At 37.1% G+C, this 18,817-nt stretch carries 17 protein-coding genes; 9 read left to right on the top strand and 8 right to left on the bottom strand.

Annotated elements, in window-relative coordinates; genetic code table 11:
- Positions 1 to 16: 16 nt before the first annotated feature.
- The 4 genes from guaC to QNH17_RS18175 all read right to left on the bottom strand — a co-directional run bounded on the left by guaC (position 17) and on the right by QNH17_RS18175 (position 3,524).
- Positions 17 to 1,000 carry a GMP reductase gene (guaC, locus tag QNH17_RS18190; protein ID WP_283874108.1) on the bottom strand — a complete coding sequence of 328 codons (984 nt, stop codon included), beginning with the start codon at positions 998 to 1,000 and terminating at the stop codon, positions 17 to 19.
- Positions 1,001 to 1,187: 187 nt separating this feature from the next.
- Positions 1,188 to 2,279, bottom strand: coding sequence for a DUF1648 domain-containing protein (locus QNH17_RS18185; RefSeq protein WP_283874107.1), 1,092 nt, complete (start codon positions 2,277 to 2,279; stop codon positions 1,188 to 1,190).
- Between the two features lie 17 nt (positions 2,280 to 2,296).
- Entirely contained in the window at positions 2,297 to 2,689 is a 393-nt protein-coding gene (locus tag QNH17_RS18180) for a GntR family transcriptional regulator (RefSeq protein ID WP_283874105.1), read from the bottom strand.
- A gap of 595 nt (positions 2,690 to 3,284) precedes the next feature.
- A complete protein-coding gene (locus QNH17_RS18175) occupies positions 3,285 to 3,524 on the bottom strand; it encodes a spore germination protein (protein ID WP_283874104.1) in 240 nt (79 codons plus the stop codon).
- Positions 3,525 to 3,944: 420 nt separating this feature from the next.
- Between QNH17_RS18175 and QNH17_RS18170 the strand changes: the two genes are divergently transcribed.
- Positions 3,945 to 4,544 carry a hypothetical protein gene (locus QNH17_RS18170; protein ID WP_283874103.1) on the top strand — a complete coding sequence of 200 codons (600 nt, stop codon included), beginning with the start codon at positions 3,945 to 3,947 and terminating at the stop codon, positions 4,542 to 4,544.
- An 869-nt stretch (positions 4,545 to 5,413) separates the two neighbouring features.
- Here QNH17_RS18170 and QNH17_RS18165 read toward each other — a convergent pair.
- Complete coding sequence (locus tag QNH17_RS18165) at positions 5,414 to 6,184, bottom strand: cysteine hydrolase family protein (protein WP_283874102.1); 771 nt, start codon at positions 6,182 to 6,184, stop codon at positions 5,414 to 5,416.
- A 1,582-nt stretch (positions 6,185 to 7,766) separates the two neighbouring features.
- On the opposite strand from QNH17_RS18165, the gene QNH17_RS18160 reads away from it, so the two are divergent.
- Together QNH17_RS18160 and QNH17_RS18155 are read left to right on the top strand one after the other, a co-directional pair.
- Positions 7,767 to 8,684: a diacylglycerol/lipid kinase family protein gene (locus QNH17_RS18160; RefSeq protein ID WP_283874100.1), complete on the top strand. Its 918-nt coding sequence runs from the start codon at positions 7,767 to 7,769 to the stop codon at positions 8,682 to 8,684.
- A 71-nt stretch (positions 8,685 to 8,755) separates the two neighbouring features.
- The gene (locus QNH17_RS18155) at positions 8,756 to 9,925 is read left to right on the top strand and encodes a glucose-1-phosphate adenylyltransferase (RefSeq protein ID WP_283874098.1); all 1,170 of its coding nucleotides are present in this window, start codon (positions 8,756 to 8,758) and stop codon (positions 9,923 to 9,925) included.
- 151 nt (positions 9,926 to 10,076) lie between these two features.
- Here the strand turns inward: QNH17_RS18155 and QNH17_RS18150 are convergent, their stop codons facing one another.
- The 3 genes from QNH17_RS18150 to QNH17_RS18140 all read right to left on the bottom strand — a co-directional run bounded on the left by QNH17_RS18150 (position 10,077) and on the right by QNH17_RS18140 (position 10,900).
- Positions 10,077 to 10,232: a lmo0937 family membrane protein gene (locus QNH17_RS18150; protein ID WP_349632546.1), complete on the bottom strand. Its 156-nt coding sequence runs from the start codon at positions 10,230 to 10,232 to the stop codon at positions 10,077 to 10,079.
- A 146-nt stretch (positions 10,233 to 10,378) separates the two neighbouring features.
- Entirely contained in the window at positions 10,379 to 10,597 is a 219-nt protein-coding gene (locus QNH17_RS18145) for a hypothetical protein (protein WP_283874095.1), read from the bottom strand.
- Between the two features lie 102 nt (positions 10,598 to 10,699).
- Complete coding sequence (locus QNH17_RS18140) at positions 10,700 to 10,900, bottom strand: hypothetical protein (RefSeq protein WP_283874093.1); 201 nt, start codon at positions 10,898 to 10,900, stop codon at positions 10,700 to 10,702.
- A gap of 195 nt (positions 10,901 to 11,095) precedes the next feature.
- Here QNH17_RS18140 and QNH17_RS18135 point away from each other — a divergent pair, with 195 nt between their 5' ends.
- The 6 genes from QNH17_RS18135 to QNH17_RS18110 all read left to right on the top strand — a co-directional run bounded on the left by QNH17_RS18135 (position 11,096) and on the right by QNH17_RS18110 (position 18,817).
- Complete coding sequence (locus tag QNH17_RS18135; RefSeq protein WP_283874091.1) at positions 11,096 to 11,482, top strand: hypothetical protein; 387 nt, start codon at positions 11,096 to 11,098, stop codon at positions 11,480 to 11,482.
- 380 nt (positions 11,483 to 11,862) lie between these two features.
- On the top strand, positions 11,863 to 12,870 hold the full coding sequence (locus QNH17_RS18130) for a DnaD domain protein (RefSeq protein WP_283874089.1): 1,008 nt from the start codon (positions 11,863 to 11,865) through the stop codon (positions 12,868 to 12,870).
- Positions 12,871 to 12,872: 2 nt separating this feature from the next.
- Entirely contained in the window at positions 12,873 to 14,105 is a 1,233-nt protein-coding gene (locus QNH17_RS18125) for a DnaB-like helicase C-terminal domain-containing protein (RefSeq protein ID WP_283874087.1), read from the top strand.
- A 42-nt stretch (positions 14,106 to 14,147) separates the two neighbouring features.
- Positions 14,148 to 14,573, top strand: coding sequence for a hypothetical protein (locus tag QNH17_RS18120; RefSeq protein ID WP_283874085.1), 426 nt, complete (start codon positions 14,148 to 14,150; stop codon positions 14,571 to 14,573).
- 213 nt (positions 14,574 to 14,786) lie between these two features.
- On the top strand, positions 14,787 to 16,484 hold the full coding sequence (locus QNH17_RS18115; RefSeq protein ID WP_283874083.1) for a sigma-54 interaction domain-containing protein: 1,698 nt from the start codon (positions 14,787 to 14,789) through the stop codon (positions 16,482 to 16,484).
- A gap of 260 nt (positions 16,485 to 16,744) precedes the next feature.
- Positions 16,745 to 18,817, top strand: coding sequence for a hydantoinase/oxoprolinase family protein (locus QNH17_RS18110; protein WP_283874082.1), 2,073 nt, complete (start codon positions 16,745 to 16,747; stop codon positions 18,815 to 18,817).

Genomic DNA, 18,817 nt, shown 5'->3' with positions numbered 1-18,817 from the left:
GACTGGCATTTACTTTTTAATAAACTTTATCACCATTAAAGATGGAATTCTTTACGATGACATAGTCAACCGTACGGATGTCTTTTAACTTGTTGCCTCCGGCATAGGAAATAGAGGACTGAAGATCCTGTTCCATTTCGATCAATGTATCGATTAAACGGCCCTTGTGTTCTACGTACATTTTTTTACCTTCAACATTTTTTCGTTCGCCTTTTTGGAATTCCGAAGCGGAACCGAAGTATTCCTTCACACACTTTCCGTCCTTTTCAATTGTTTCCCCAGGAGATTCTTCATGACCCGCAAATAAAGAACCAATCATGACCATGGATGCTCCAAATCGTACGGATTTCGCGATATCACCATGTGTACGAATGCCGCCGTCAGCTATAATTGGTTTGCTTGCCGCTTTGGCACACCATCTTAGAGCAGCTAACTGCCAACCGCCTGTTCCAAAACCTGTCTTTATTTTCGTAATACATACTTTCCCAGGTCCAATTCCTACTTTCGTTGCATCTGCACCGGCATGCTCTAATTCTCTTACTGCTTCTGGAGTTCCGACATTTCCGGCAATGACAAAGCTATTAGGTAAGTGTTTCTTAATATGCTTAATCATATTAATTACAGCATTTGAGTGGCCATGAGCGATATCAATGGTAATAAATTCAGGTGTTAGCTTTTCATCTGCCAGCTGGTTGATGAAATCGTATTCTCCCTCTTTTACACCGACACTAATAGATGCGATAAGTCCACGTCCTTGCATATCCTTTATAAAGGAAATCCGCTTTTCAGGCTGGAAACGGTGCATAATATAGAAGTAACCGTTTTCCGCGAAGAAAATCGCAAGCTTTTCATCTATAATCGTCTGCATATTTGCAGGTACAACTGGCAATTTAAATGTATATCCACCAAATGTGACACTCGTATCACACTCAGAACGACTGTTAACGATAGATTTAGCAGGAATCAGTTGAATATCTTCATAATCAAATACATTATCCATTAATTACACTCCCAAACACGAATATTCTAGTAAAATTAAATCCTATTGTTCGTACATATGTTAATTTACAGTATATTTGTTATTTTGTCAAAACAAATAAAAAATTATGTGGCGAAATGAAAAAATGCCTGCCCCCACTACTTTATAGCTCTTGAGTAGTGGGGGACAGGCACTGAATGGACCGTATCTAAATAAAAGATATCACTAAGATGATCACCAACGGTACGAAGACAATTAGATAACCGATCGGGTTGCCAAAATTGAGCGTCCAGCCAACACCAAATCGTTTTTCAACAAAGATCGATGGATCCTTTCGATTGAAATAAAAGAGGCCGCCTTTCCAATGGGCATCTTCATCATAATCGGTTATTCCCTCTTCAGTTTCATCCATGCCGAGTTTATCTGATCGTCCTACTTTTACAGCAAATGCAATAGTTCCTGCTAATGTAATGACAAGGAAAATGATTGGTGTTGCAGCCATAGTAATTCCAGCAAATAAATCAGGATGAATCGTTTTTAATTGAAAGAAACTAAACATAACCGTCAACAAGAAACTAATGATAAACATAAACCAGCTTGAATTTTTCCTTAAAGAGAGTTGGCGCATGCGCGAAGCACTGGTATTAGTAGCACTTAATTTAATGCCGGATTTCTTGGTCCCACTATGAATGGCTAAAAACATGAACTGCATAATTAAAAATGTTAGCGGCATTAAGATTGCAGACATGGGCGTTTTTTCTGTAAAGTCATCAGCTTCACCGTTAATTCCCCAGTGAGTTGGAATCTGATCCGGCAACAGGTCGTATTGGAGAATGGTGTATCCAAGGACTCCAACAGTTATTACGATTGGCAGTAAATATACATACCAAGGAAGCATTTCATCCAGGGCCCGGACGGATAAATCGGTGACTTTTACTTGTTTTAGGCCCTCTCCCCAGTTATTTTTTGTTTTTAATTGAAGCGTTTTTCCGTGATAGAAAAAATATAGGGAAAGACTGTAAAGAATGATGCCAAATTGAATGATCGTCCCTACCAGCACAGTTTGTTCTTCAGAAGGGTTATTTAATAGTGCCCAAAGAAGATAGCCGGCTAAAACCACAAATGAAAGAAGGGAAACTAGTAGTGCATATCCCTTTTTGTAAGATGTAAGCTTTTCGTTCATTAGGTATTTCTCTGGGACGGTGACCCCAAATATAACGGTCCGTTTGACTAAAAAAGGAACAGCGGTTTGAATTCCAACCAGAATAATTGCAATGATAAGAAAAATGGCCAAAGTCATAGTTATACGCCTCCTTGTTACATGAGATTTTTATTGCTTTTCCTTAAATCTTCAATAATAGAAGTGACAAGTTGATGAATTTGCTCATTGGACATTCCTACTACAAGAGATTCTGCGATAAGTGTTTTATATTCATCCTTTAATCTATCGCTTGAAGATTCATTGAAATCTTGTGGGGAAGAGATCACTGCTCCTGATTTAGGGGCTATGCGGATGATTCCCTTTTTCTCTAATTGGTGATAGCTTTTATTAACTGTATGCATGTTTACGCCAAGGTCTGATGCAAAAGCCCTTACAGACGGCAGGGAGTCACCTGGCTGAATCATTCCTCTAGCGATTCCTTCGATGATTTGATTGGTGATTTGTTGGTAAATGGGAATATCGGAATCAGGTTCAATTTGAATAATCATGTTACTTCCCTCCAATCTGTTCTATATATATTATAACACATCTGTTCTATCATATCTATAACAATGTAATTTGAAAGGAACACGCAAATGCATGGACTTAGTGTTACTAGGCCAGTGGTCCTTTTTATTAAGTGGGAAGTGAGGATTCTCGTCGCCAGATCATCGATGGGTAAAACCGACGTAATGCTTCATTTTGCAAAAATGTCGGGTTGGGCAGGATTTCTGCCACTCGTTTTTTCCATAGAGATGCCTGAAAGGCACCTACTGGGAGTACATTCAAACTTCGTGGAGCACGATTTCCTTAAAAATGCCAAGCATATTGCCAATATGATGAAACGTCGTCTGGAAAAGGAGCTCGGTGTGCCGATCAACAAACGCTTAAAAATGAGATTTCCTGGAATCAGCTAGTCCTTTTTAATAGAATAATGGCGAAAAGAAATGAAAAATGCACAGGGCTCAATTATGCTCTGTGCTTCTTTAACATTGTTCCCTGTTAATATTGTAGAAAGTCCACCAGGCAAACAATGACAGTCACTGTTCGCCAAAGGATAAGGAATTTGCAAAGGAGTTATTACAAAGTCTGGGTCTAGAACCATCATTGACTTTTGTCTGATGAAGATGGGTTTTCATTTTGTCCTTGATCACTTATATCGGAATTTTGAATCACGGTAATAATTATGGATTTAGCAGGTGAAAAATCTCCCATTGAAAAATTAGCACCAAATAATTTTAAGTTTGCAGTATGGCTATTGTGTAAGGTTCTTCCTATATTAATACTTGCATTTTGTGCCATCCCGTTTACGTGCAGGTTGAAAATATTAATTTGATTAGACATAAGAGCCTCCAATTAAACGTAGGTTTTGAATATAATTTAAAATATGTTAAACAAGCATTATAAGAAATGGACAAACATGGAATAAAATATATTTAGTGTTTATCCTATCTCTTCAAATCAATACTGTGGGACGTTCATACAGGAGCTAACTAAATTTATTATGTAAGGATAAACGAATGAAAATTTTATATAAAATTACGATAATTACGCAGAGGTTCATAACGAGTCATAAATTTTGGAAAAGATATCCTTTACATTTTCAAACTATCGTTCTAAATTTTAAATAGGAAAACAATTTTAACACAAGGTAAAGTCTTCACTAATCCCTCACGATATTACACACTGTCTGCACTTTCATTTTCCCTTTTTCCAATCCTAAAGCAACCTAGCTAAAAAAATTATTAAGGAGTGTAAAAGATTATGAATCAATCGATTGCTCGGATGGGGCGTATTACTTCCATTCTCTCTGGAATCCTCCTAGTGTTGGCGCATTCTTTAAACCTTGCCGCAGGTAAACATGATAGCATTTCTGGTACGTTTCTTGTTTTTATGGCTCATTTCCTGCTTGTCTTTGCTTTTTTTGGATTGTATTCGATTCAAGGGGAAAGGAACGGATGGTTGGGTCTTTTTGCTATGATTATAGGGAATGTGGGAAACATCATTGTCACAGCGATTGTTTTTGTAGAAATGGCACAAGCTTCAGGGGAAACAGTCGATCAAGTTTTTACTTCTACTTTTACTGAGCCCATTTATACGTTTGGACCTCTCCTGTTTGTCTTAGGGATGATATTTTTGGGAATCTCGATGATTAGGGGGAAGGTATTTCATCGAATTTCAGGCTATCTTTTATTAATCGGCACTATCGTATTTGCTGCGGCAAGTGTCTCCGGAGACGCCCAGAAGATGATTGAACTCATAGGCGCTCTTGTCACAGGAGCGGGATTTATACTATCCGGATTAAAGTTTAATCAATTAAACAGACTTCCCGAATCAGAGATGGGGAAAAATGTTCCATTGTAGAAACACCCAATTATGTCTATGTAAAAAGCATCTAATTGTCTTTTATTGACCTCAGAAAGATTAATGCCCTCAAAAAAAAACACTAAAAAATCACCAAAACATCAAAAAATGCCTCCAAAAATCAAATTTGGCAGTTCGCTTTACCTTGCCGATCTCGATAGTGTAGAAGTATCGAAGTAAGGGCTTACAGCTAAAACCCTCGCCAAGGACATGGTGATGAAAAGGTGTCATTAAAAATTTCCATTCTAGTGAAAAACGAATGACCTTTTTCTTTATTTCTTTCTATATGAAATATGAATGAACTTTATTAGAAGAAAGGCAGTGGTTGAGGATGGCAAAGTTTAGAAAAGTGCGTATTGATTTTTGGATGGATCCAATGGTTTCGGAGGAAATGACACCAGAGGACATTTACCTTGACAGGGCAAGACTCTAGCTCGAACCCGGTGGAAATCATTAAAAGCCAACATCTTAAAGGTGTAGGTTTTTTTCCTGTTTACATGAAATATTAACTCAACATTTGATAAAGTCATATCGAACAAGAAGAAGTACCGGGATACCACCCAATGTTTCTGAAAAATAAATTGGCAAAGCTAGGCAGTAAAACCTTTTTGGGCTTTCGAAAGATATTAACAAAGGTTTTTTTATTAAAAATATAGATTTACTAAAATTTATCTATTTTTATATTTTCTCCTACTTTAATAATTGTGAATTAGTTTTATAGAATAAAGGCAATATTTCATAATTGAACCCCCCCCATGGATGAATTAAGTGATCTAGTCATCCATGGGGGGACTTCTGTTGGTAAATTAGTCTGCATTAAAAGAAACTTCCGTGGAGTGGACTAGGATAATTTTATATTTGTCCGGCTATTATCTATGACTTGATTTCATTTTATCTATAGTCTCATTTGTAGACCATGAGGCACTAGCAATCATACGAAAGTTTATTTTTGCAGCCTTGTCCCCATCTAAATCATTTATTTTTGCAGCAGCTGTTGCGTCGTGAACCACAGACACTTCAAATCCTTGTTCAATTAGTTCACGCATATGGGATTCAACGCATAGGTTCCCAGACATACCTGCAAGAATGACGCGGGTAATTCCTTGTTTTCGCAGTTGCAAAACCAAGTCATTGGCTTCGGGTCCGTAAATTTTATGCGGACTTGTGATTACGGTTTGCCCATCTTCAATATATGGCTTATATCTATCAAGAAAGTCCGCACCAGAACCTTTAAAGCCTTCAAGCGATAATGGACTTTTTCGTTGATACATTTTAAGGGCGTGCATAGAATGTTCCATTGCTCCCCCAAACATCCATTTTTGGTCATAGGGATAATAGTAATGCGGGGACACAAACACTTTGAAATTATTTCCCTTTGCTGTTTTTAATAATAATTCAATGTTCTCAATCGTATGATTTTCAGCAACACTGTCTTTGACTAAATTCCATGCCACACCTTTTGGGCTTAAAAAGTCATTTTGCGGATCTGTGATCACCAAAGCAGTATTCTTTGGATCAACCTTCATTCCAGGTGTTGGAAGGGGTTTGGTTTGTGCTGCAACTACATTTTGATGAAAACAATAAAGATCAAGATTGACAACAAAAGAAAATAGAAAGAAACACTGTAGAATTTTTCTCATTGAGATCTCCTTAAATAAATTTTTATACGCATATTATGTGATTTTTAAACTGGTAAAATTCATGTTAGGTGATGAAGTTCTTCTTATTGATTAAAGTCTTGGTTCGATAAATAAAAGCCTAAATAATTTAAAAAAATATTTAGTAAATGATGGCTTTGCTAAAGATTGTGAAGAAATACACTTAAACTAACTGATAACAAGAGTGAAAACAGCAACACATTTTCGCCTGCATTGCTATTTTAATGCTAAAAATACTTCCTAAAAATTCCTGTCTGATGCTTCCGCTTAATTGGGCATAAATCCGTAATAAATGAAACGCCATTTCTGAGGTAATTATGTATGTCTGGTGGGCTTAATAATTACATATGCACTCAGAATAAAGTTGAATGGGACAAGTGCTGATTATTAAAGCCAAGCTCCTAAAAAGGTAACGGGTTCTGTTATCGAGTACAAAACATAAAAAAAACTAATTAGCAGTCTAAATTGCATAGGAATTAGACTGCTTCTTTTTGTTGATTTGAAGGGATTATTTAGGAAATTGGGGTTAAAGTTTCAAGGTAATTCGCACTGCTTTTAAAAGGTTGACAGAAGTTTGTGTCACTCTGCTACTTTGAATGTTAAAAAGGTAGACAAACGCTTTACTGATTTTAATATTCATAAAAATGGTTTGGTGAATATTTTTTAAAATTAAGAGAGATATTTTTCAATTAAAGGGGCAGGTGTGCGGCCGAGCATAGGTCGTGTCATATAGCGGGTGGGATTCCCGTCGAGTAAGAACTAGCCATTCGCTCGTAGCGAGTCTTGGAGGACTATAGATAACTATAGTCTTTAAGCGTAGACAGTTAGGTGGAGCAGCCGTCAAGGCTGAGAATCTTAAGGAGTGAAAGTCTCCTGTCATCAATTGGCCGAATTCGGATGACTAGTATATCCAATGCGTGGGGAGGTAACAAGCCACGTTCTGCTTGGAAGTAAAAGTCGCGGCGGTCTATTCTACACTGAGAGAATAAGGTCGGAACAGTCTGTGTGGCGAGCAAACCTAGAGGCCAGAAGGATTTAACGAATACTGCAGTCCCGAAATCTACGCCCCTCTGTGAAGCTGTTTCGAGGGATATATGCTTAGCGTCGACCTTTATCTAACGGGGGAAGACCGATGTCTTACGGGAAGAAACGGTCAAAAGCACCGTAAGGGCAGCCGGGATCCGGGTTCTAGCATCTAGGAGTATGAACTTGAGAAACTAGGAAAGGAAACACTTAAATAAACTGGTACAATACCCTAATTTGGTTATTGCCTATCTAAATCCCTAATTCGGTTATAAATACTATATTAATATATAATTCTCAAAACTTTAATGAACAATATGTTCCAACTTAAAATGCGTACTATTTTTTTGGGGTTTTTATATTCCTCGAAAAAAATGGTCAATTGGAAAAATGATTATTATTTAGAATCGCTGACTGACAAAAACTATTTCAAAAAGGCATGTTACACCATAATGTTTTGCTTAGAATTCTAAATTAGTAGAATCTCAAGGTAAAGAATCCACGATAATTGGGTACATAACAATAAATAGCTAATTAGGAAGTGATTTATATCCGATACGAACGAGCACTATTAATTTATAACGGAAATGCCGGACAAAAGGATATTAAACAGGCTCTCGGGGTTTCTGTCCCGATTCTGTCTTCCGGTATTTCAAATTTAATGATTATACAAACACAAAGAATCAACCATGCAAAGGAGCTTTGTCAGCTATATGGACCGGATGTTGATCTGGTGATTATCCTTGGTGGAGATGGTACGATCCATGAATGTGTCAATGGATTGTCAAAACTGGATCATCGTCCGATGATAGGTATACTGCCTGCTGGTACCTGTAATGATTTTTCAAGGACCTTAAATGTTGACCAGGATATCGCTATAGCAGCGGAGCAAATCATCAATGGTGAAAGTATACCTGTGGATGTTCTCAAAGTGGATGAACAATTCTGTTTAAACTTTTGGGGCACCGGTCTAATCGCAGAAACCTCCAATAATATTAAACAAACACAAAAGGAACATTTTGGTAAGATTAGTTATTTGCTCAGTGCAATCAGGACCATGAAAAATATGGATCCATTTAAATATACATTAGATATCGATGGGGAAAGAATGCAAGGAGAGGCGCTATTGATTTTTATCGCCAACGGGAATTACTTAGGAACAAATATGATGCCTTTTAAAGCAATCAGTTATAATGATGGGGTTGCAGATGTATTTATCATCAAACATACAAACTTGACGCTGTTGAAAGAACTTTTCACGACTGATATTACTATTCAAAATAATGAGTTAAGCCAGGAAATGAACCATTACTCTGGAAAATCAATCTCCATTTATACAGAAGCGGAAATGGATGCAGATATGGATGGAGAAGTGTATACCAAGACGCCAAGTCATATTACTGTTCTTAAACATCATCTTTACATGATAAAACCAAATGAAAAACGTGAGTTTTATTGAGTTGTTAGTTTAAAAAACCTTTAAAGGGGAACGTATATAATATAGAAAAATTTTTTAATAGGAGGGAGACTATGACAACAAGACAATGTATTGCCATGCTTTTGGCAGGCGGCAGAGGAACTAGATTAAAAGATTTGACCACAAAAACAGCAAAACCAGCCGTACCGTTCGGTGGAAAATATCGAATTATTGATTTTCCATTAAGCAATTGCCGCAATTCGGGGATTGATACAGTTGGTGTTTTGACACAGTATCAACCTCACACTCTTCAAAATTATATCGGAGATGGAAAGCACTGGGACTTAGCTCGAAAAGAAGGCGGCGTCACGATTCTTCCACCTTTCCAAAGTGAAAACGGTGGAAGGTGGTATGAAGGAACGGCCCATGCTTTATACCAAAACCTAAGCTATATTGAAAGTTATAACCCAGAGTATGTTCTCGTTATTGCAGGTGACCACATTTATAAAATGGATTACAGAAAAATGCTTGAACAGCACCAAGTAACAAAAGCCGACGCCACTATTTCTGTCATTAGTGTTCCATGGAATGAAGCTAGTCGGTTTGGCATTTTGAACATAAATATTGACACAAAAAGAATTCTGAATTTTGAAGAAAAACCACACCAACCGAAATCCAATTTGGCCTCGATGGGAATCTATATTTTTAATTGGAATATATTAAAAAAATATTTAGAAATGGAGGAAGAAAATCCATTTTCTTCAAAGGATTTTGGTAAGGATATTATCCCAGCGATGATTAATGATAACCATCAGGTGTATGCTTATCGTTTTAACGGTTATTGGAAGGATGTTGGAACAATTCAAAGCCTGTGGGAAGCAAATATGGATTTGCTTTACTATAAAACCAATCCCATCTTACAACATGAAGAGTGGGGGATCTATACAAATGAAACCTCTCAACAACCATTTTATTTGGACGGAAAAGCTTATCTTTACCAATCATTAGTATCTGACGGCTCTAAGGTATTTGGTAAGGTGGAGAATTCAGTTCTTTATCACGGAGTCATAGTGAGTAAAGGTGCTGTAATAAAGGATTCCGTTATTTTACCAAATACGTTTATAGGTGAGAATGCAATGATTAATCGCACAATTGTGGGTAGTGATACTTTCATTGAATCGGGTGTTAAACTGGGAGATGCAAATCCATTTAGTGAGATTACTTTAATTGGGAACAACCAAACAATTTCCAAAACTAAAATGGAAAAAATAAAAGGAAAGTAGTTTATGTTTTATAAAAAAATAGTTCGAAAAAAGTTTGAATATAGTCATATAAAATGCCAGAAACCCTCCGATTAAATGAAGGTTTCTGGCATTTTTATGTTGTTGCCTCACTATTCCTGTTGAGCTCAACCTGTATTAAATAGGGCCGTGTTTAGGCTTTATTTTTCGTCTTACCTGAAATTAGTTTGTAAATTATTACCACGGCAGCAACTACAAGTAGGAGATGAATAAGTCCTCCGGCAATATGAAATATAAGACCAATGACCCAAAATAATAATAATAAACCTACAATTGTCCAAATCAACATAATCCCTTCTTTCTTGGAAAATTAGCTGGATATTTGTATATTACCCAAAATAAATTGACTTTTATCATATTTTCTTTTAATGGGATCTATTCAAAAGCATTTCTCACTGTCAATGAACGAGCGGTTCATTGACTAACAGATGAAAATTACAACCCACGATATTTTTTTACGCTGGAGGAGGTATCTTTTGTATCATGCGGATGCTTTTCTTCTTGTTTTTCCTCGGTTAGGTCTTCCATAGGTATTGGGTCTACAGTTCTCTCACTTTCAAATTTATCAAACAAGCTTTCATTGGATGTTTCATATTGTTCAGGATGATCCATTTTATTAGTTATATGTGATTTGCTGCTCTCTACATTTTTCATCCTACCACTCCTAGTTCATTTTCTACTGTTTACCCCTGCTTACAAAAAAATAACAGTATAATAAAAAAAACCACTAGGAAAAATCCTAGTGGGCAATTTAAATCATTTAATTAGCTTAGTCTTCAAAGAGACTGAAACTGGTTCCTGTTCCATACAATATTCCAACAATACGATTTTTCCTTCATGTTCTAAAGTTTTAGCCAAATTAATTAGATGTTCTCCTTCTTCTGTGGATGAAATAGACGATATTTTCACATTACCGTCACTATTTGTGATTTGATTTAATAGGTCTTGTTTTTCCATTTTCTCAACTCCTATTAATCTAGTTACATTACAATACCCACAAAACTATGGATTTAAACATCCTATTTATAATTAAGCTTTACTAAAGAAAATTAATTGTGACATTCATCTGGAAGATCACTAAGAAACAGGGCCTCACTCAAAAGTTTCAAATCTCATGTATTAGTTCTTTGATATTGGTTGGGTCTTTTTGCTATGATTATAGGAAATGTGGGAAACATCATTGTCACAGCGATTGTTTTTGTAGAAATGGCACAAGCTTCAGGGGAAACAGTCGATCAAGTTTTTACTACTACTTTTACTGAGCCCATTTATACGTTTGGACCTCTCCTGTTTGTCATAGGGATGATATTATTTGGAATCTCGATGATTAGAGGGAAGGTATTTCATCAAATTTCAGGCTATCTTTTATTGATCGGCACCATCGTGTTTGCTGCGGCAAGTGTCTCCGGAGACGCCCAGAAGATGATTGAACTCATAGGCGCTCTTTTCACAGGAGCGGGATTTATCGTATCGGGATTAAAGTTTAATCAATTAAACAGACTTCCCGAATCAGAGATGGGGAAAAATGTTCCATTGTAGAAACACCCATTCATGTCCATGCGAATAGTATCATATTGTTCTCCTAAAACAGTATAAATAGCTTCGTATGAAAAATAAGCTCAAAAGTGACTGAAATTGCAAAAAACGCCTCCAAAAATCAAATTTGGAGGCGTTTTTTGATGTTTAAGCACTAAAAATGGCCTCAAATTTGAAATTTGGTAGTTCGCTTTACCTTGCCAATCTCGATATTGTAGAAGTACCGAAGTAAGGGCTTACACTTAAAACCCTCGCTAAGGACATGGTGATGAAAAGGTGTCATAAAAAATTCTTATTCTAGTGAAAAACATATGACCTTTTTCTTCATTTCTTTCTATATGAAATATGAAGGAAATTTATTAAAAGAAAGGCAGTGGTTGATGATGGTAAAGTATCGAATGGTACGTACTGATTTTTGGAAGAATCCAGTTGTTTCTGAGGAGATGACTCCGGAGGACAAATACTTCTATTTATATCTTCTTACGAATCCACATACGACTCAAATTGGAATCTATAAGATTACCAAAAAACAAATGGCTTTTGACTTAGGGTATTCAATCGAGGCTGTTCATTCGTTAATGGATCGATTCATCGAACACCATAAGGTCATTCGTTACAATCCTGAAACGAGAGAACTCGCGATTAAAAATTGGGGGAAATACAACCTGCATAAAGGTGGGAAACCGGTGATGGATTGTATTTATTCCGAATTAAAAGATGTCGAGGATCTCTCTCTCATCCTTTATGTTTCGGAATCCATTGTTAAACAGGAAATACTCAGCTTATTTGAATCCTTTTGTGAACCAGAAGATATGTTTAAAAGCAATGATATGAGTGATGAAGATGAAAAAAATACATATGTCCATACAGATTTTGAAGAGTTAGATAGTCCGTTCACGCAGCGTGATACGATACGGGGACAAAAAGAAAAAGGTATTAAAAATTTTAATGTAATTAAAAAACAACAAAAAGAACCTTTTCATCCAAATATAGAGGAAAATCCAGATATCGAGAATCCGTTACAGAATGATCAAAGTGATGTGAAAGAAATTGTTGAGTTTTGGGACAACAATGGCTTTGGTTTTTCGAACGTGAATGCTAAACAACAGTTGCTATCTTGGTTAGATGATTCTATCTTTTTGCAACCGAAAGAGGTAATTTTAAAAGCGATGAATATTGCGAGTGCCAATAACAAGCGAAGTCTGAGTTATGTGGTTGGGATTTTGAAAAACTGGAATAATGACTCCTTAAAGACCGTAGAAGAAATTGATTCTTTTTATCAGAGTCAAAATTGCGCACAAAAGCATAGGAAATCATCCGAATCGTTTCCTGCTGGAAGAGCAATTCCAGGCAGATTTAAACTTGACCTGACAGCAGGTGAAGAGGAATGAGCATGGCCGAAAAAGCATTTTTAGGCAGTTTGATGAAGGCGGAGTATTTGCTTAATGATACCGTGATCCAACCGGAACAGCTGGAAAGTACACGTCATAAAGAAATCATGCGAAGAATGGTGGAATTAAACCGGGCGGGTAAGAATATTGATTTAATCTCATTTACCACCTTACCAGACCTCGAATCATTCGGTGGAATGTCGTACCTATCCGAGCTGCTATCGCACGCGGATTCTGAGAAATTCGACTGTACGGAGAAGCTCATTCTGGACATGTGGAAGGAACGGGAAAAGAGAAATATCTTGACGCTTGCAGCCATGAATGATTGGGAGATTGCTAGAGTCATTGCTGAATTGGATAAAATTAACCAAATGAAGATGGAGGATCACACGTCCTTACAGGATGCGTTGGCAGATATTTATGAGGCACCATGGGAAGATCAAGTATCGTTGAACAGTGTAACAACAGGCATCAAAGAGCTTGACGAAGTAACGGGTGGTTTCCAGAATGGCGAAGTGACGATTCTGGCCGCAAGACCCTCGATGGGAAAAACCGATATGATGCTTCATTTTGCCAAAATGGCCGGTTGGGCAGGATTTTTGCCACTCGTCTTTTCTTTGGAAATGCCTGAGCGGTTGATCACCGCTCGATTAATGGCTTCGACTGGGGGCTTTAATCGTTCAAAAATGCGTGATCCAAAAAGAATGCTAAATGAAAATCAAAAGAAAAAATGGTCGGATGTGATAGGTGATCTCACTGAAACCCATATGCAAATCTTTGATGGGGCAGGACAAACCATTGCTGAAATGAGAGCCAAAACCCGAAAGATGATGAGCCAATTTCCATACAGGAAACCCATCCTTTTTATCGATTACTTAACATTAATCCAATCTAGTCAATTTCACGGAGGGAATTCCCATTTGCAAGTAACGGAAATATCCAAATCTCTGAAAACGATAGCGAAGGATTTTGATTGTCCCGTGATATGTTTGGCTCAGCTTAATCGTTCAGTGGAATCTAGAGCCGATAAACGGCCGATGATGTCTGATATCCGAGAATCGGGCAGTGTCGAACAGGACGCTGACGTCATATTGTTCTTATATCGTGAAGCGTATTACGACAAGAAAACGGACAATCATTCCCTTGAAATCATTGTCTCGAAAAACAGAAATGGTCCTGTTGGAATTGTACCTGTAGATTACAACGAGCATACAGGAAGAATTGAGGACAAATAATCTCTATTTCGTAAAAAAAATCGTATATCGAGGTGTGATCACATGATTGTGAAAGAACTATATATGGATTGTTTCCGTTATGAAGAATCATCATTGGCCCATTACATCTACCATTTACTAGCAGAGAAGAAAATTTCATTAGAGGACGACTTTTCCATCAAAGACTTAGATCAAGCGGACCATCAGAAAGTAAAGGAATTGATTCAAAACAATGTATTAGGCTTTCATAAAGTGAGCATCTTCTCACTGAAAATGAACCAGAAGGATTTTGTTTTTATCTTTGCAGCCAACGATCAGGATGTCATCCAATTTTATACCAACACATTTCATCAAAACCCATTGAATTGTCACGAGTATTCGCTAGATTACCAGCTCGATAGAGGAAATGGTGTGATTTCGTTTCGTGACATGAGGAAGGAATTCGAGAGTTTTCCAGCGATCGCAGGATTTTGTGAGAGGGAAAGGTAAGGTAATTATTTAAGCGTGTTTTAGTTGCTGGTATCTATCAAACCGAAACAATGCCAAACACCTACTATTGTAATTGGCTGGTGTGGCACTTTAATGTTGTCTTTCAAGTTTAAATAGTAGCAATTGTCTAATAATTAGAAGGAAAAATAAACAAATCTAATTTATAATATATTTTATAATCTTAAAATACCAAGGAGTCTGGAGGAACAAAATATGTTTCCATTACATGAACTAGGTGTCAACTTTCCTTTTGGCTTGCTATTAGTAGATTTTAAAGGTGAAATCCAATATGCTAACCCCGTATGTGAGGATATTCTAAAGATAAAAAAGCCCTATATGAAATTTATTCAAGAGGTATTGCCAGGGAGCAGCATAATAAAAGTCATTAAAGACGGGAATTTTGAGATTACCGAGTATACAACTAATATCAATCTGTGTCTAATGAATATTTCCTTAGTTCCAGGAAAACTGGGAGGGATTCTTTTTTTAGATGATCATACCTATCATGATTTTATCGACCATTCTTCTAGAGTAATAGACTTAAAGCAGGAATTAGAAGCAATTATGAATTTGAGCGGTGAATTGGTTACGATTACGGATGCCAATGGAAAAGTATTGCGTGTGAATAATACTTGTGAGCAAATCCTAGGTGTTAAGGAATTTGAATTAGTAGGTAAAGTGGCATCGGCATTAGAAAAGAATGGCGTCATTGATACGTCCTCAACCCTACATGTCATTCGGAATAAACGTAGAGTAACGATGCACCAAGTAACGAAATCCGGGCGACGATTGATGGTTGAAGGACATCCAATATTCCATGCTGATGGGACGTTGAGCAAGGTAATTAATATTTCAAAGGATGTAACAGAGATTGCTAACCTGCAAAAAAAATTAGAAGAAACAAAAGCTGTACTCGATTACTATCAACAGCAACTAAATATATTTCAAAAGCAAGAGCAAAGTTTTGTGTTTAAATCAAAGGCAATGGAAGAGGTTTATGAGCTTGCCTGCAGAGTAGCGGATGTAGATGCTACCATTTTTCTGCACGGAGAAACAGGTGTAGGAAAGGAAGTTTTAGCTAGAACGATTCATCATTTGAGTAATAGAAAAGATGCTCCTTTTATTAAGATAAATTGTGGTGCCATTCCTGAGAGTATTATGGAATCAGAACTGTTTGGTTATGCAAAAGGTACATTTACTGGCGGAAATAAAGAAGGTAAAAAGGGGTTAGCTTTAGCCGCTGATAAAGGTACTTTATTTTTAGATGAGGTCGGAGAATTACCGCTTAATTTACAGGCGAAATTACTTCAATTATTACAAGAAAAGCAGTTTACGCCACTTGGAGAAACAAAACCAGTACAAGTGGATGTCCGTTTTATTACGGCAACAAATCGCAATTTGGAGGATATGGTCAAAGAAGGAACATTCCGTGAAGACTTATATTATCGTTTGTTTGTAATTCCTATTATCATCCCCCCATTGGCTGAACGAAAAGAGGATATTCCCTTTATGATTAGCCATTTCTTAGATACATTTAATCAAAAATACCAACTCTATAAAACAATCGATAAAGAAGTGGTGCAGTTTTTTATCGATTACGAATGGAAGGGGAATGTGAGAGAATTACAAAATACAATTGAAAGGCTTGTCCTCACATCTCCATCACAACATATTGAGCTAAAGGCTTTACCAGATAAATTTGTAAAATCAACGACTAAAACGGATGAGTATATTCATGGGAATTTAAAGCATGAAATGGAGATGTTTGAAAAAAAGATGATTCTTCAAGCATTAGAATCGTCTCTCACTATGAAGGAAGCAAGTAAAAAACTTGGGGTAGATCCAGCAACTATTACTCGAAAAGTGCAAAAGTACAATATTAAAATTGCAAAATCGCAATATCAATTGTAATTTTGCAATTTACCTTTCTATCAAACTATTAGGAATTTTAAGAATTGTGAATTACGGTATTTGGTATGATTTTTTACTCTTTTAATTTGACTAAAAATTAGGAATTTTTAGAATGAAGGTGTCGAATCTTTGAAGATTAAATTGCATTTTTGCAATTTTGATAAAAGCTCTACACCAGGAAAGCTATTTTATTAACATTTTCACTTTGGCACAGTTCTTGCATTATTAAGTATAAGTAAATAAAAAGGAGGAAAAGCATTATGAAATTATTTGGCGTTGATGTAGGGGGCACTTTCACAGATGTCATCTACAGTGATACGGAAAGTAGGATAACAGCTATTCATAAAGTGCCAACCACATTAGAAGATCCATCCACAGGTGTTGTTAATGGAATTCTTGAATTGTGTGAACGACAGAATATTAATAAAACAGAAATTGATCACGTATTCCATGGAACGACCATTGCTACAAATGCAATCCTTGAATATGATGGGGCTAAAACAGGTATGATCACCACAGAAGGATATAGGGACATCATACATATCGGACGCCATCAACGTCCGCAAAATTATTCGATTATGCAGGAAATCCCTTGGCAGGATCGACCTCTTGTGCAACGAAGGAATCGGGTGGCCGTCGCTGAAAGAATGGGTCCAGCAAAGGATCAGGTTATTACTCCCTTAGATGAAGATCAAGTACGTCAAGCTGTAGCTGCATTAAAGGAAAAGGGAGTCGATTCGATTATTGTCAACTTCCTATTTTCATATATTAATCCTGCACATGAACAACGAGTGAAGGAAATTATTGAAGAAGATTACCCAGAAGCATTTATTACCGTATCGTCTGATGTTTCACCACAATTCCGTGAATTTGAACGCTTTACCACTGCTTCTATTAATGGTTTTGTTGGACCGAAAGTTAAAAGTTACATTCAAAACCTTGAACAGCGGTTGAAGGATTCTGGAATTCCCGCTGAACTTCATATCATGTGCTCAAACGGTGGAGTGGCCACACCGAAAACTGTTTCAGAAAAGCCTGTAAATACACTTCTATCAGGTCCTGCCGCAGGAATATTAGGCGGAGCATGGGCCGGTGAATTAACAAATCGCGAAAAATTAATCACCTTTGACGTTGGAGGAACAAGTGCCGACATCGGTATCATTACTGATAGCGGTTATAGTGAATCTTCTGCTCGTGACACTTGGATTGCTGGATATCCTGTCATGGTGCCGATGATTGATATTCATACGATTGGAGCAGGCGGAGGCAGTATTGCCCACATCGATGGAGGGGGAGCCTTCAAAGTAGGACCTAGGAGCGCAGGATCTCGTCCGGGACCAGCTTGCTATGGTCACGGAGGTTTAAAACCGACAGTAAGTGACGCGAATGTTGTATTAGGAAGAATTGATGAGCACAACTTCCTTGGCGGAGAAATGAAAATCTATACAAATGCTGCTTACAAGGTAATTGACGAATTAGCTGAGAAATTAGATTTAAGCAGAGAAAGAACGGCTGAAGGTATTCTTCAAATCATGAATAACAACATGGCAAATGCGATTCGTGAAAAAACCATTCAAAAAGGGGAGGACCCTAGGGAGTTTTCATTGGTGGCATTTGGTGGTGCAGGTCCGTTGCACGCTGTAGACGTGGCCCAAATCTTAAATATCCCAGAAGTAATCATCCCGTTATATCCAGGAATTAATTCTGCCACTGGTCTATTAACAACCGATTTAAAGTATGACGTCATCAAAACTGAATTTATGATTAGTACGAATTTGGATTTCAATAGTCTGAATGAAGATTTTATTGCTTTGGAAAACCAACTGATTCAACAATTGAAAGAGGATGGAGTGTCTGAAAAAGATATTCAGATTCTTCGCAGTGCTGATTGCCGATACGCCGGACAGGGATATGAACTGCGGGTTGATTTGCCGAATGGATTGCTTGACCAAGAAACAATTGTTGAAGCATTGGATAATTTCCACGAAAGTCATAAAGGGGAGTATGGACACAACTTCCTTGAAAGCCCGATTGAGTTTGTTAACATACGTGTGACTGGTATGGGCTACATGCCAAAAATTGAAAAGCAAGCCATTCATCATGACTTTGAATTAGAGGATGCATTATTAAAAACGGGTGAAACAACTTTTAATGTGAATGGAAGTCTTGAAAAAGTAGAGACAAAATTTTATCAAAGAGAAAAGTTGCCTGTTGGTCAAGAATTTTATGGTCCATGTATTGTTCTGCAAAAAGATACAACCACTGTTATTCCTCCTAACTGCACGGCTTTTATTGAGGAATTCGGAAATATGATTATCAAGGTAGGTGTATAG

The sequence above is a fragment of the Neobacillus sp. SuZ13 genome, from assembly GCF_030123365.1.
In the GTDB taxonomy this organism is placed as follows: domain Bacteria; phylum Bacillota; class Bacilli; order Bacillales; family Cytobacillaceae; genus Neobacillus.
This window is presented reverse-complemented; position numbering and strand designations above follow the sequence as displayed.

Coding starts and splice junctions, on each gene's coding strand:
- QNH17_RS18130 (WP_283874089.1), top strand. CDS start 11,863: ATGGTAAAGTATCGAATGGTACGTACTGATTTTTGGAAGAATCCAGTT.
- QNH17_RS18165 (WP_283874102.1), bottom strand. CDS start 6,184: ATGAGAAAAATTCTACAGTGTTTCTTTCTATTTTCTTTTGTTGTCAAT.
- QNH17_RS18180 (WP_283874105.1), bottom strand. CDS start 2,689: ATGATTATTCAAATTGAACCTGATTCCGATATTCCCATTTACCAACAA.
- QNH17_RS18140 (WP_283874093.1), bottom strand. CDS start 10,900: ATGGAAAAACAAGACCTATTAAATCAAATCACAAATAGTGACGGTAAT.
- QNH17_RS18115 (WP_283874083.1), top strand. CDS start 14,787: ATGTTTCCATTACATGAACTAGGTGTCAACTTTCCTTTTGGCTTGCTA.
- QNH17_RS18125 (WP_283874087.1), top strand. CDS start 12,873: ATGGCCGAAAAAGCATTTTTAGGCAGTTTGATGAAGGCGGAGTATTTG.
- guaC (WP_283874108.1), bottom strand. CDS start 1,000: ATGGATAATGTATTTGATTATGAAGATATTCAACTGATTCCTGCTAAA.
- QNH17_RS18170 (WP_283874103.1), top strand. CDS start 3,945: ATGAATCAATCGATTGCTCGGATGGGGCGTATTACTTCCATTCTCTCT.
- QNH17_RS18120 (WP_283874085.1), top strand. CDS start 14,148: ATGATTGTGAAAGAACTATATATGGATTGTTTCCGTTATGAAGAATCA.
- QNH17_RS18135 (WP_283874091.1), top strand. CDS start 11,096: ATGATTATAGGAAATGTGGGAAACATCATTGTCACAGCGATTGTTTTT.
- QNH17_RS18175 (WP_283874104.1), bottom strand. CDS start 3,524: ATGTCTAATCAAATTAATATTTTCAACCTGCACGTAAACGGGATGGCA.
- QNH17_RS18150 (WP_349632546.1), bottom strand. CDS start 10,232: ATGTTGATTTGGACAATTGTAGGTTTATTATTATTATTTTGGGTCATT.
- QNH17_RS18155 (WP_283874098.1), top strand. CDS start 8,756: ATGACAACAAGACAATGTATTGCCATGCTTTTGGCAGGCGGCAGAGGA.
- QNH17_RS18145 (WP_283874095.1), bottom strand. CDS start 10,597: ATGAAAAATGTAGAGAGCAGCAAATCACATATAACTAATAAAATGGAT.
- QNH17_RS18185 (WP_283874107.1), bottom strand. CDS start 2,279: ATGACTTTGGCCATTTTTCTTATCATTGCAATTATTCTGGTTGGAATT.
- QNH17_RS18110 (WP_283874082.1), top strand. CDS start 16,745: ATGAAATTATTTGGCGTTGATGTAGGGGGCACTTTCACAGATGTCATC.